At 69.4% G+C, this 12,869-nt stretch carries 9 protein-coding genes; 4 read left to right on the forward strand and 5 right to left on the reverse strand.

Annotated features, from left to right (window positions below):
• From DCO49_RS16830 to DCO49_RS16840, 3 genes are all read right to left on the reverse strand, one after another.
• Positions 1-1,078 (reverse strand): M56 family metallopeptidase (locus tag DCO49_RS16830; RefSeq protein WP_243402765.1); only part of this gene is annotated, 1,078 nt, incomplete at its 3' end.
• 3 nt (positions 1,079-1,081) lie between these two features.
• Positions 1,082-1,468 (reverse strand): BlaI/MecI/CopY family transcriptional regulator, encoded by a 387-nt coding sequence (locus tag DCO49_RS16835; RefSeq protein ID WP_079224605.1) that lies wholly within the window; start codon positions 1,466-1,468, stop codon positions 1,082-1,084.
• Between the two features lie 171 nt (positions 1,469-1,639).
• Positions 1,640-2,746, reverse strand: a complete 1,107-nt coding sequence (locus tag DCO49_RS16840; protein WP_116864982.1) for an SDR family oxidoreductase — start codon at positions 2,744-2,746, stop codon at positions 1,640-1,642.
• Positions 2,747-2,941: 195 nt separating this feature from the next.
• On the opposite strand from DCO49_RS16840, the gene DCO49_RS16845 reads away from it, so the two are divergent.
• Complete coding sequence (locus tag DCO49_RS16845) at positions 2,942-3,286, forward strand: hypothetical protein (protein WP_116864983.1); 345 nt, start codon at positions 2,942-2,944, stop codon at positions 3,284-3,286.
• A 33-nt stretch (positions 3,287-3,319) separates the two neighbouring features.
• Here the strand turns inward: DCO49_RS16845 and DCO49_RS16850 are convergent, their stop codons facing one another.
• A complete protein-coding gene (locus DCO49_RS16850) occupies positions 3,320-4,372 on the reverse strand; it encodes a DNA topoisomerase IB (RefSeq protein ID WP_116864984.1) in 1,053 nt (350 codons plus the stop codon).
• A gap of 116 nt (positions 4,373-4,488) precedes the next feature.
• On the opposite strand from DCO49_RS16850, the gene DCO49_RS16855 reads away from it, so the two are divergent.
• The 3 genes from DCO49_RS16855 (at position 4,489) to DCO49_RS16865 (ending at position 11,037) form a co-directional block, all read left to right on the forward strand.
• Complete coding sequence (locus tag DCO49_RS16855; protein WP_116864986.1) at positions 4,489-4,878, forward strand: I78 family peptidase inhibitor; 390 nt, start codon at positions 4,489-4,491, stop codon at positions 4,876-4,878.
• A gap of 173 nt (positions 4,879-5,051) precedes the next feature.
• Positions 5,052-9,506 carry a glutamate synthase large subunit gene (gene gltB, locus DCO49_RS16860; protein ID WP_116864987.1) on the forward strand — a complete coding sequence of 1,485 codons (4,455 nt, stop codon included), beginning with the start codon at positions 5,052-5,054 and terminating at the stop codon, positions 9,504-9,506.
• 85 nt (positions 9,507-9,591) lie between these two features.
• Positions 9,592-11,037 carry an FAD-dependent oxidoreductase gene (locus DCO49_RS16865; RefSeq protein WP_116864985.1) on the forward strand — a complete coding sequence of 482 codons (1,446 nt, stop codon included), beginning with the start codon at positions 9,592-9,594 and terminating at the stop codon, positions 11,035-11,037.
• On the opposite strand, the gene DCO49_RS16870 is transcribed toward DCO49_RS16865, so the two are convergent.
• On the reverse strand, positions 11,023-12,869 hold a 1,847-nt coding region (locus DCO49_RS16870), incomplete at its 5' end, for an ATP-binding protein (RefSeq protein ID WP_116864988.1). The two genes, DCO49_RS16865 and DCO49_RS16870, sit on opposite strands and share 15 nt — an antisense overlap.

Raw genomic sequence — 12,869 nt, forward strand, 5'->3', positions numbered from 1 at the left:
GAACCGTCTTCGGCGGTGCGGGCGGCGCTGGCGGTACCGGCGCGGCCACCAGGCGCATCGGCGCGACGCCCACCGCAACCACCAGGGCGGTCAGGCCGATGGCGAGGATGCGCGGGCAGGCACGACGCGGCTGCAGGCTCATCAGGCGGCGCTTCAGGCTGGTGGTGCTCGGCGCGGCACTGGCCACGCCCAGGTGCGGCTGCGGCGCCACACCCAGCTGCAGCAGCAGGCGGCCGTAGGCGTGGCGGCTGGCACCGTGCTGGCCGACCACTGCTGCATCCACCGCTTCCTCGCGGGCCTGGGCGTATTCGCGCACGGCCAGGCGCAGCAGCGGATGGAAGAAGAACAGGTGCTGCGCCAGCGCAGGCAGCAGGCCCCACTGCAGGTCACCGCGCTGCATGTGCTGCAGCTCGTGGGTCAGCGCCAGATCCAGCGCATCGCCCTGCAGGGCATTGGCACCGGCCGGCAGCAGCAGCACCGGGCGCAGCGGACCGACCAGCTGCGGCGCGTCCACCCGTTCGCTCATCCACAGGCGCGGTGCACGGCGCAGGCCGTGGGCATCGGCAGCCAGCTGCAACGCCTGCACCAGGGCAGCGTCTTCGCAGGGGTACGAGGCGGCCAGCAGCGCGCGGCACTGGCGCCACTCTCCGAAGGTGCGCCACGCCATCACCAGCACGCCGGACAGCCACAGCGCAGTTAGAACCAGCGCCCACCAGGCCATCGGCGATACGCCGCTGCCGATCGTCGCAGCGATGTCGGGGGCCTGGTCGATCGGCGCGGTGGCCAGCAGGTTCGCCGAGAGTTCCGGCGCCATCGGATGGATCGCATCGGCGGCCAGGTCGGTGGCACTCATTGCCATGGCCTGCGGCGCCGGCAGCCAGGCCAGCTGCAGCGGCTGGCTCCAGAACAGGCCCAGCACCGCCTGCAGCGACACCAGCCACCACAAGCGGCAGAGGGTGCTGGCTGACAGCGAGGGCAGTGCGCGGCACAGCCCGTACACCAGGGCCACCAGCAGCACGGTCTGCAGGCTGGTCCAGCCCAGGCGTTCCAGCAGGGAAATCAGCATCGTGGTATCCATGGCTCAGCCCTCGTGGCGACGCGATTGGAGTTGGGCGACCAGTGCTTCCAGCTCAGCCAGCTCGTTGTCACTGACTTCCTGGCGCTGCGACAGGTAGGCCACGAACGGCGACACCGAACCCTGCAGGGTGTTGTCGACGAACTGGGCCACGGCGCCCTGCAGCACGCTGTCCGGGCCACGGGTGGCCTGGTAGCGGTAGACGCCCTCCTGCTGCTCGCGCTGAAGATATCCCTTGGCGCGCAGCCGCTCCATCATCGTCAGCACGGTGGAACGGGCCAGCCCGCGGGCCTCGCCGTAGCCACTGGCGACCTCGCCGACACTGGCCGGCGCATGTTCATCGATGTACTGCAGCAGGGCCAGCTCCTGGTCCCCGATGGTCTTGCCACGCATGACACCCTCCATTGACTACACGTGTCGTCACTGTCTGCATGACGACAGCTGTAGTCAACCCCCCGGAAGTCATGGGCCGACGAACGGTTGGGGGCTGCCGGGATCAGAGCCCTTTCGCCTGCGAAAGGGCTCTGATCCCATGCCCTGCCAGCGGCCGGCACTACCGCCCCGTCAGCCGTGCGGCCCGCCCATCACCGGCAGGATGACCCCGCTGATATAGCTGGCACAGGCCGGCGAGGCGAGGAACACATAGGCCGGCGACAGCTCTTCCGGCTGCGCGGCGCGACCCATGTCGCTGTTCTTGCCGAACTCGGCCACGTCCTCCGCCTGCTTGTCTGCCGGGTTCAGCGGTGTCCACACCGGGCCCGGCGCCACGCAGTTGACCCGGATGCCACGCGGCAGCAGCTGGCTGGCCAGCGCCTTGGTGAAGGCATGGATGGCGCCCTTGGTGGCCGAATAGTCGATCAGTGCCTTGCTGCCGAACAGACCGGTTTCCGAGCCGGTGTTGATGATGCTGGCGCCCTCGCCCAGATGCGGCAGCACCGCCCGCGCCATCTGGATGTAGCCGCCGATGTTGGTCTGCAGCGTCTCCTGCAGGTGCGCGTCTTCCAGATCCTCAAGCCGCTCGCAATGCAGCTGGAAGGCCGCGTTGTTGACCAGGATGTCGATGCCGCCGAAGGCCTTGGCCACCTGCTTCACGGCCTTGTTGCAGAAGCGCGGATCGCGTACGTCACCAGCGATTACCATGCAGCGCGCGCCTTCGCGTTCCACGTGCTGGCGGGTGATCTCCGCATCCTCGGCTTCGTCCAGATGCAGTACCGCCACATCGGCGCCTTCGCGGGCGAACAGCACGGCCACGGCGCGGCCGATGCCCGAGTCACCGCCCGTAATGATCGCGCGCATACCCTGCAACTTGCCGCTGCCGACGTAGTCGGGCGCAAGGAAGCGCGGCGCAAGTTCCAATGCATGCTCATGCCCGGGCTTGGCCAGGTGCTGGGCCGGCATCGTTTCCGGCTGCCTGCGTGCGCCGGCCTGGGTGGCGGTCTTCTTCGCCGCCTTCCTGGTGGCGCGCGCATCCTTGGCTTTCTCCTGGTCCTGCAGGCGTCGTTGCCGCGAGGCCACCCGTGCCGCGCGCGGGTCGCTGGCGGCAGCCTTGCGGGTGGCGGTCTTCACCACGCGCGGGCGGTCGGTTTCGGCCGCGGTCTTTCTCGCGGTGCTGCCTTTGCGCACCTTGGGCGATGCCTTGCGGCGGGCGGGGGTCTTCTTGGTGGTGGCCATGCAGGTCTCCTCGGGAGGGAATGGGGTCGCCGGCCAGCGGCCGACACTACCGGGGGCGGCGTGCGCCGCTCGTGCAGTCTCTCCATCCCGCGTGCCGGCGGCAGTGAGCGCACTGTGTCCATCGCGTGCACGGCATTCATTCCGCCACCACGCGTGTCGTCGCACTCTTCAGGCCAGGACACGAGGAATGCCCAGATGAAACATGCAATTGCCACCGCCGCCGCCTGCTTCGCCCTTGCCGCCTGCAGCAGCAGTCCGGTTGCCCAGATCCAACCGATCGATGGCGTGATTTCCGGCCAGTGCCACACCAACATGGTGCGCGGCGCGGTTGGGTTGGCTGCCTCGGCAGTCACCATCGAACGCGCGCGCGTTGACAGCGACAGCCTGCACGTGCAGGTTCTGCGCGGCAGCCGCGAGCGCAGCGGTAACACCGCCAGCGGCAATGCCGATCCGGGGGCGGGTGCGGCACAGGAAGGCGGTGATCGGCTGACGATTGAAACCGGCCGCACCAACAACATCACCGCCATCTATTGCGGGTAACCGCCGTCGAGCAAGCTCGACGCTACGAGGATCTCAGGCGCGGCGCTTTGCCAACCGCCGCGCCCGGCGCAGTACCTTCAGCGTGGCCTGCTCCCACTGCCGTGGGCCGCGCAGACCGGCCAGCGCGGTAAGTTCGCCACGCTCCCAGCCGGCAAACACGCACGGGTCGATGTAGGCCTTGCGGCAGACCGCCGGCGTATTGCCCAGCCGCGCCGCTACCTGGCACACCACCTCGCGCTGCGCCTTGGCCAGTGCCCGCTGGCTGGACGGCTCCGGCAGCTCGGTGGCGGCGAAGGTCTGTACCGCTGCCAGGGTGCCGCCCCAGGTGCGGAAATCCTTGGCGGTGAAGTCCTCGCCCATCACCTCGCGCAGGTAGTCATTGACCGCACCGGAATCGACCGGCTGCACGACACCGTCGTCGTCGCGGTACTGGAACAGCGCCTGCCCTGGCAGCTGCTGCACGCCGCGCACCAGGGTGCCCAGGCGGCGGTCGCCGACGGTCACCTCATGCAGCTGCCCCGACTTGCCACGGAAGCGCATGCGCACGCGGCCCCCGCGCAGCAGGTCCAGGTGACGGTTGCGCAGCGTGGTCAGGCCATAGGACTTGTTTTCCTTGGCATAGGTTTCATTACCCACCCGCACCAGGGTGTCTGCCAGCAGCGCCACCACCACCGCCAGCACCTTCTCGCGCGGGTAACCACGCTGCTTGAGGTCGCGGCTGAGCCTGCGACGCAGGGCCGGCAGCGCTTCGCCGAAGGCAATGGTGCGGTCGAACTTGCCCGAATCGCGCACCGCGGCCCAATCGGCGTGGTAGCGGTACTGCTTGCGCCCACGCGCATCGCGGCCGGTGGCCTGCAGGTGGCCGTTGGCATGCGCGCAGATCCACACGGCGGTGTAGGCCGGCGGGATGGCCAGCGCGCGGATGCGCTGCAGGGTGGTGGCATCGCGCACCGCATGGCCATCGGCATCGCGGTAGGCAAAACCCTTGCCTGCGCGGCGCCGGCTGATGCCGGGCTGGGTGTCATCGACATAGCGCAGGCCCGCCGCGCGTGCGGCCTGTCGTTCGGGGGTGGGGGCAGGAGGCATGCCGCCAGTGTGGCGATCGGCGCGGCGTAGCCACGTCAATAACGCAACACAAACACGTGAGGGGGGCTTCGCGGCTATGCTCGGGTCTTCACGGTCCCTTCTCTTCCGGAGTCATGATGTCGTTCCAGATTCGCGCCCGTTCGCTCTCCGCCCTGTTGCTGCCGGCCGTGCTGGCGTTGTCCGCCTGCCAGGCGCCAGCGCTGGATGAGCAGGATGCGGCCACGGCCAACGCCCAGAAGGCCGCCGAAGCCGCCAAGGCCCCGGCCGATGAGGCCGGCAAGGCCACCGAAGCACCGCCGGCCGGCAACTGCGATGCCAGCCAGGTGCAGAGCCTGGTCGGCCAGGCCTATACCGACGCGCTGGGCAAGCAGGCCCAGGAAGATGCCGCCGCCAGCCAGGTGCGCGTGCTCAAGCCCAACGACGTGGCCACGATGGAGTTCATGGGCGATCGCCTGAACATCGAAGTGGACGAAAAGGGCCTGGTCAGCGGCGCTCGCTGCGGCTGACGGAAAGCCAACGCCGGCAAGGGTTTGCCGGCGTTTTGGTTGCACGCGCAACCGTGTATTGCGGCGTTGCAACAACTGTGATCTAGTCGAGGCATCCGGTGGCCTCACGATGCGCTCCAGGGAATGAGCGGGCACGAGTGTCCCCGCTCATTTCCTTTCGCATCGAGGTAGAGATGGCCCCCCGCAACCGCCAAGGGCTTTACGACCCGCGCTCCGAGCGCGATGCCTGTGGATTCGGCATGGTCGCGCAGCTCGACGACCAGCCTTCGCGCCTGCTGGTCGACACCGCCATTGCTGCGCTTTCGCGCATGACCCACCGCGGCGGCGTCGCCGCAGATGGGCTGACCGGCGATGGCTGCGGCCTGCTGCTGCGCCGCCCCGATGCCTTCCTGAAACTGCTGGCCAGCGAAGCCGGCATCACCGTGGGCCCGCGCTTCGCCGCCGGCCTGGTGTTCCTGCCGCACGACGCCGAGGCCGCGCAGGCTTGCCGCACGCAGTTGCAGGCGCAGGTGGAAGCAGTCGGCTGCAAGGTGGCCGGCTGGCGCGAGGTGCCCACCGATGACAGCGTCTGCGGCCAGCTGGCCCGCGATACGCTTCCGCGCATCGAACAGGTGTTCGTCGACGCCGGTGTCGGCCAGGACGACGGCGGCTTCGCGCTGGCGCTGTTCCTGGCCCGCCGCCGCAGCGAACAGCAGCTGCGCGAGCATGCCGATTACTACGTCACCACCCTCAGCCCCAACGCGATCAGCTACAAGGGGATGGTGCTGCCGGACAAGCTGAGCCGCTTCTTCCCGGACCTGCAGCGCCGCGAACTGGCCTCCAGCGCCATCGTGTTCCACCAGCGGTTCTCCACCAACACGCTGCCGCGCTGGCCGCTGGCGCACCCGTTCCGCATGCTCGCCCACAATGGCGAGATCAACACCATCGAAGGCAACCGTCGCTGGGCGCAGGCGCGCAGCAAGGTGTGGAAGACCCCGCGCTTCGACATCGCCGAGTTCGATCCGGTCATCTCCATGCACGGCTCGGATTCGCAGAGCCTGGACAACATGCTGGAACTGATGGTCTCCGGTGGCATGGAACTGATCCAGGCGCTGCGCATCCTGGTGCCGCCGGCGACCCAGTCGCTGGAGTTCAAGGATCCCGACCTGGCTGCGTTCTACGAGTTCCATGGCCTGAACAGCGAGCCGTGGGACGGCCCGGCCGGCATCGTCGCCTGCGACAGCCGCTATGCGGTGTGTACGCTGGACCGCAACGGCCTGCGCCCGGCGCGCTGGATGCTGACCGCCGACCGCCACTTCCTGGTCGCCTCCGAAGCGGGCGTGTGGGAAGTGCCGACCGAGCGCGTGGTGCGCAAGGGCAAGCTCGGCCCGGGCGAGATGATCGCCATCGACCTCAAGCGCGGCGACCTGCTCGATTCGGAAGCCATCGACCGCATCAACCGCGGCCGCGCGCCGTACAAGCAGTGGCTGCAGCAGGGCGTCACCTACCTGCAGACCGAGCTGATCGATCCGTCGCTGGTGGAAGAGCCCTTCGACGAAGGCACCCTGCGCAGCTACCACAAGCTGTACCAGCTCAGCAGCGAGGAAGTGGAGCAGGTACTGCGGCCGCTGGCCGAGACCGAGCAGGAAGCCACCGGCTCGATGGGTGATGACACGCCGATGGCCGTGCTCAGCCAGCGCAGCCGCCCGCTGTACGACTATTTCCGCCAGGCGTTCGCGCAGGTCACCAACCCGCCGATCGATCCGCTGCGCGAAGACTGCGCGATGTCCCTGTCCACCCAGCTCGGCAAGGAGACCAACATCTTCCATGCCGGCCCGGAGACGGTGAACCACGTCATCCTCAACTCGCCGGTGCTGAGCCAGCGCAAGCTGCGCCAGCTGCTGAAGATGGACCAGTACGTGCAGGCCAACCGCCTGCTCGACCTGTCCTACAGCGAGGACGAAGGCCTGCGCGCCGGCATCGAGCGCATCTGCGCCGAGGCCGAACAGGCCGCCCGCGAGGGCATGGTGATGCTGCTGCTGTCCGACCGCTACCCGGTAGCCGGGCGGCCGATGGTGCACGCCCTGCTGGCCACCAGTGCCATCCACCACCACCTCTCGCACCTGGGCCTGCGCTGCGACGTCAACCTGATCGTCGAGACCGGCACCGCCCGCGACCCGCACCACATGGCCTGCCTGCTCGGCTTCGGCGCCACGGCGGTGTATCCGTACCTGGCCTACCAGACGCTGTTCGACCTGGGCCGCCGCGGAATCCTCAAGCTCAGCAAGGGTGGCGAGCAGTCGCAGATCGGCCGCCGCTACCGCAAGGGCGTCTACAAGGGCCTGTCGAAGATCATCTCGAAGATGGGCATCTGTACCGTGGCCAGCTACCGCGGTGCGCAGCTGTTCGAGATCATCGGCCTGGAACCGGAAGTGGTCGATCTGTACTTCCCCGATACCGCCTCGCGCATCGGTGGCGCCGGCTTCGCCCGCCTGGATGCCGATGCACGCGAACTCTGCGCGCAGGCCTGGGATGCCCAGCAGGGCGTGGATGTCGGCGGCCTGCTGAAGTATGTGCACGGCGGCGAATACCACATGTACAACCCGGACGTGGTGACCACCCTGCAGCGCGCGGCGCGCAGCGGTGACCCGCGTGCGTGGCAGCAGTACTGCGACGCCGTGCATGCACGGCCGCCGTCGACGCTGCGCGACCTGCTGGAACTGGTGCCGGCCGCTGCGCCGACGCCGCTGGACGAGGTGGCCCCCGCCAGTGAACTGTTCCCGCGCTTCGACACCGCGGCCATCAGCCTCGGCGCGCTGTCGCCGGAAGCGCATGAAGCGCTGGCCATCGCCATGAACCGCCTCGGCGGCCGCAGCAACTCCGGCGAAGGTGGCGAAGACCCGGCGCGCTACGGCACCGCGCGGCGAAGCAAGATCAAGCAGGTGGCCTCGGGCCGCTTCGGTGTCACCGCCGAGTATCTGGTCAATGCCGAAGTGCTGCAGATCAAGGTCGCACAGGGCGCCAAGCCCGGCGAAGGCGGCCAGCTGCCCGGCCACAAGGTCAACGAACTGATCGCGCGGCTGCGCTATGCCAAGCCGGGCATCGGCCTGATCTCGCCGCCGCCGCACCACGACATCTATTCCATCGAAGACCTGGCCCAGCTGATCTACGACCTCAAGCAGGTCAACCCGACCGCACTGGTGTCGGTGAAGCTGGTCAGCCATGCCGGCGTGGGCACGATTGCCGCTGGCGTGGTCAAGGCCGGTGCGGACCTGATCACCATTTCCGGCCATGACGGCGGCACCGGCGCTTCGCCGGTCAGCTCCATCCGCTATGCCGGCGTGCCGTGGGAACTGGGCGTGGCCGAAGCGCACCAGGCGCTGCTGGCCAACGACCTGCGCGGGCGCACCCTGCTGCAGACCGACGGTGGCCTGAAGACCGGCCTGGACGTGGTCAAGGCCGCGCTGCTGGGTGCGGACAGCTTCGGCTTCGGCACCGCGCCGATGATCGTGCTGGGCTGCAAGTACCTGCGCATCTGCCACCTCAACAACTGCGCCACCGGCGTCGCCACCCAGGATGAGCGCCTGCGCGAGAACCACTTCACCGGCCAGCCCGAGCGCGTGGAGAACTTCTTCCGCCTGCTGGCCGAGGAAGTGCGTGGCTGGCTGTCCTACCTGGGCGTGCGTTCGCTGGAGGAGATCGTCGGCCGCACCGACCTGCTGCGGCAGATCGAGGCCGCACCGCGCGACGGCGTGCGCGTGGACCTGTCGCGCCTGCTGGCCGACGCCCGTTACGAAGGCAGCCACTGTGCCGCGCAGCGCCTGTACGAATCGCCGGACAGCCTGGCCACGCAGATGGACGGCCTGCTGGCGCCGGCCATCGCTCACAAGCAGGGGGGCGAGCACCGCTTCCTGATCCACAACACCGACCGCAGCATCGGCACCCGCCTGGCCGGCGCCGTGGCCCGCGCGCACGGCAACCAGGGCATGGCCGAGGCACCGCTGGAACTGCGCTTCCGCGGCAGTGCCGGGCAGAGCTTCGGCGCCTTCAACGTCGGCGGCCTGCACCTGGAAGTGGAAGGCGAAGCCAACGACTACGTCGGCAAGGGCATGGCTGGCGGCCGCCTGGTGGTGCGCCCGCCGCGCGGCGCGCGCTTCGAGGCCCGCAGCACCGCCATCATCGGCAACACCTGCCTGTACGGCGCCACCGGTGGTGAGCTGTTTGCCGCCGGTCGCGCCGGCGAGCGCTTCGCGGTGCGCAACTCTGGCGCGCTGGCGGTGGTGGAAGGTGCCGGTGACCACTGCTGCGAGTACATGACCGACGGCGTGGTGCTGGTGCTGGGCAAGGTCGGCCTGAACTTCGGCGCCGGCTTCACCGGTGGCCTGGCTTACGTGCTGGACGTCGATCGCGATTTCGTCGACCGCTACAACCACGAGCTGATCGACATCCACCGCGTATCGGCCGAGGGCTTCGAGAACTACCGCCAGCACCTGCACCGCCTGATCGGCCGCCATCGCGAGCTGACCGGCAGTATCTGGGCGCAGCAGATCATGGACGAGTTCCGCGATTACATCGGCAAGTTCTGGCTGGTCAAACCCAAGGCCGCCAGCATCGAGTCGCTGACTGAAACCCTGCGACGCGCCGCGTAACGGTAGTGCCGGCCGCTGGCCGGCTACCCAGGATCACGTAGTGCCGGCCGCTGGCCGGCAACCGCAAAAAACCACAGAGCCAGCCATGAGCCGCAAGCAAGCATTCCAGTTCCTCGATCTGCCCCGGACCATGCCGCAGCGCATCCCGGTTGAACTGCGCACCTCCGGCGACTGGGGTGAGCTGTACGGCAAGTTCGGCAAGGAAGACGCCCAGTACCAGGCCGGCCGCTGCCTGGATTGCGGCAACCCGTACTGCAGTTGGAAGTGCCCGGTGCACAACGCCATTCCGCAGTGGCTGCAGCTGGTGCAGGAAAACCGCATCCACGAAGCCGCCACCCTGTGCCACAGCACCAACCCGCTGCCGGAAGTGTGCGGCCGCGTCTGCCCGCAGGACCGCCTGTGCGAAGGCAGCTGCACGCTGGAGGAATTCGGCGCGGTGACCATCGGCGCGGTGGAGAAGTACATCGTCGATACCGCGCTGGCCAGTGGCTGGCGCCCCGACCTGGCCGCGGTGCAGCCCACCGGCCAGAGCGTGGCGGTGATCGGTGCCGGTCCGGCCGGCCTGGCCTGCGCGGACCGCCTGGCGCGCGCCGGCATCAGCGCCGTGGTCTACGACCGCTACGAACAGATCGGCGGCCTGCTGCAGTTCGGCATCCCCAGCTTCAAGCTGGACAAGGACGTGATCCACCGCCGCCGCGAGGTGCTTGAGGGCATGGGCGTGCAGTTCCGCCTGGGCGTGGAGATCGGCCGCGATGTCAGCGTGCAGCAGCTGCTGGACAGCCATGATGCGGTGTTCGTCGGTACTGGTGCCTACCGCTACACCGACGGCGGCCTGGACGGCCAGGACCTGAAGGGCGTGCTGCCGGCGCTGCCGTTCCTGGTGCAGAACAGCCGCATCGTCAGCGGCGATGATCCGAAGGGCCGGCCGATTGCCGGCTGGGAAGACACCATCGCCCTGCCCGACCTCAACGGCAAGCGCGTGGTCGTGCTCGGCGGCGGCGACACCGGCATGGACTGCGTGCGTAGCGCGGTGCGCCTGGGCGCGGCCAAGGTCACCTGTGCCTACCGCCGCGACGAGGCGAACATGCCCGGCAGCGCGCGCGAAGTGGCCAATGCGCGCGAGGAAGGCGTGCGCTTCCTGTTCAACCGCCAGCCGCTGTCGATCGAAGCCGGTGCCGATGACGAAGTGATCGGCGTGACCGTGGTCGAGACCCGCCTCGGCGAGCCCGATGCCAATGGCCGCCAGAACGCGGTGCCGATCGAGGGCAGCGAATCGCTGCTGGAAGCGGACGTGGTGATCATCGCGTTCGGTTTCTCGCCGACGCTGCCGGCGTGGCTGTCCGAGCACGGCGTGGAAGGCCAGTCCAATGGCCGCATCGTCGCCGGTGGCAAGGACCGCCTGCCGTACCAGACCTCGCACCCGCGCCTGTTCGCTGGCGGCGATGCGGTGCGCGGTGCGGACCTGGTGGTGACGGCCGTGGCAGAAGGCCGCGACGCCGCTGCCAGCATCGTGCGCCTACTGGCGCACTGATCCGGCCGCCGCCGGGGCCTGGGCGGCCTGTGGTGCCGACGCTGGAGGGGCGTCGCACGCAGGCAGGTACAGGTCCAGGCTGACCGTGGTGCCCTCGTCGGGGACGCTGTGCAGCTGCAGTTCGCCGCCCAGTGCGGCGGCCAGCTCGCGGCAGATGGCCAGTCCGAGGCCACTGCCACCGAAGCGGCGGGTGGTCGAGGCCTCGGCCTGCGTATAAGGCGCGAACACCGCCCGCTGCCGCTCCGGACTGATACCCACCCCGGTGTCAGCCACCTGCAGCCGCAGATGCTGGCCGGCAGCCGCCTGGCGCTGCACCTGCAGGCGCAGCTCGACCCCGCCATGCGCGGTGAACTTGAGCGCGTTGCCCGCCAGGTTGAACAGGATCTGCCGCAGGCGCAGGCCATCGACCAGCGAACTGGCCTGCAGCGCCGGGTCCAGCACACAGTGCAGGTGCAGTCCCTTGCTGGCGGCCAGCGGCGCCAGCAGGCGCTGCACGCCCCGCAGCAATGCGGCCAGATCGGTCGGCTCCGCCTGGGAGGGGCGGCCTCCCTCGCGCTTCCGCTCGCTGTCCAGCACCGCCTCGAGGATCTGCCGCAGTACCAAGGCCGCCTCGTCGAGGGTGGCCAGCAGCTGCCGCTGGCGCGGGTCCAGCGACGTCTCTGCCAAGTCGTCGAGCATGCCTATCAGGGTGTTCATCGGTGCGCCGATCTCCTGGCTCATCCTGGCCAGGAAGTGGGCCTTGGCCACCACTGCCTGCTCGGCTTCGCGCCGTGCGTCGTTCAAGGTGCCGACACGCATCTGCGCCTCGGTCACGTCCATCCAGTAGCCGCTCCATTCGACGCCGCTGCCATCACCATCACTGCAGTCCACCGGCCGCCCGTGCGAACGCACCCAGCGCCAGCCCATCCGCCCGCGGCAGCGGAAGGTGACGTCGATCGGCCCGCGCACCATTGCCGCCGCATCGACATGGGCCATCACCGGTCCGCGGTCCTCCGGGTGCACGGCCGCCAGCAGCCGCCAGTGCTCTACGCGCGCGGTGTCCACGCTCATGCCGAACAGCGCCTGCACGTCTCCGGTCAGGTAGAGCACGCTGTACTCGCCCGTGGCGCTGCGCCGGGTCCGATAGACCACCGCGGGCAGACCCGCGCTGACCTCCTGCAGGCGCTGCTGCAGGGCACGGCGGCGCTGCGCTTCGCGGTGCAGCCGCCAGTAGCCGAGGGCATGCACCAGCCCCAGCCCGAGCAGGGCCAGCAAGGCAGCGGCGAGGCCGCGCAGCCACGGCGGCATCGGTACGGCAGCCGTTCTGGATGCCGGTTTATCCGGCGTGGCCAACGCGATGCCGCGTACGCTGGACAGCGGTGCCAGGTGGGGGTCGAACACGGCCAGCCAGTGCCGGCAGGCCGGCGTCGTGGCCAGCACCAGGGCATCGTCGAAGCCGGCTGGCGCGGCGACCTGCAGCGCGTTCTCGTTGCCCTCCCGCAGCAGGCGCTTGACGTCGACCAGGTTGGCCACCACCGCATCTACCTGCGAGGCCACCAGCAGGCGCAGGGCGGTGTCCACCGCCATCGGTGGCAGCAGCAGCGCGCCGGGCGCCTGCCGCTGCAGCAGGGGCGACAGCTGTGCCGGATCGGGCGTGGCCACGGTCTGCCCGCGCAGCCCGCCCAGGTCGAGGATGGGCGGGGCATCGCGGCGGCGTACGATCACCTGCGGTATCTCGAGGTAGGTGGCACTGGCCGGCCATCCCGAAGGCAGCTGCCCACGCGACCAGCCCAGCACGGCCTGCGTGCCGGCCGGCAGCTGGCCTTCGCCCAGCAGGTCGGCGGCCACCGGCT

The organism is Stenotrophomonas sp. SPM, from assembly GCF_003105135.1.
Lineage (GTDB): Bacteria > Pseudomonadota > Gammaproteobacteria > Xanthomonadales > Xanthomonadaceae > Stenotrophomonas.

What these genes read in the sequence shown, in the direction of transcription:
- DCO49_RS16835 (WP_079224605.1), bottom strand. Translation starts at nt 1,468, where the DNA reads ATGCGTGGCAAGACCATCGGGGACCAGGAGCTGGCCCTGCTGCAGTAC.
- DCO49_RS16840 (WP_116864982.1), bottom strand. Translation starts at nt 2,746, where the DNA reads ATGGCCACCACCAAGAAGACCCCCGCCCGCCGCAAGGCATCGCCCAAG.
- DCO49_RS16845 (WP_116864983.1), top strand. Translation starts at nt 2,942, where the DNA reads ATGAAACATGCAATTGCCACCGCCGCCGCCTGCTTCGCCCTTGCCGCC.
- DCO49_RS16850 (WP_116864984.1), bottom strand. Translation starts at nt 4,372, where the DNA reads ATGCCTCCTGCCCCCACCCCCGAACGACAGGCCGCACGCGCGGCGGGC.
- DCO49_RS16855 (WP_116864986.1), top strand. Translation starts at nt 4,489, where the DNA reads ATGTCGTTCCAGATTCGCGCCCGTTCGCTCTCCGCCCTGTTGCTGCCG.
- gltB (WP_116864987.1), top strand. Translation starts at nt 5,052, where the DNA reads ATGGCCCCCCGCAACCGCCAAGGGCTTTACGACCCGCGCTCCGAGCGC.
- DCO49_RS16865 (WP_116864985.1), top strand. Translation starts at nt 9,592, where the DNA reads ATGAGCCGCAAGCAAGCATTCCAGTTCCTCGATCTGCCCCGGACCATG.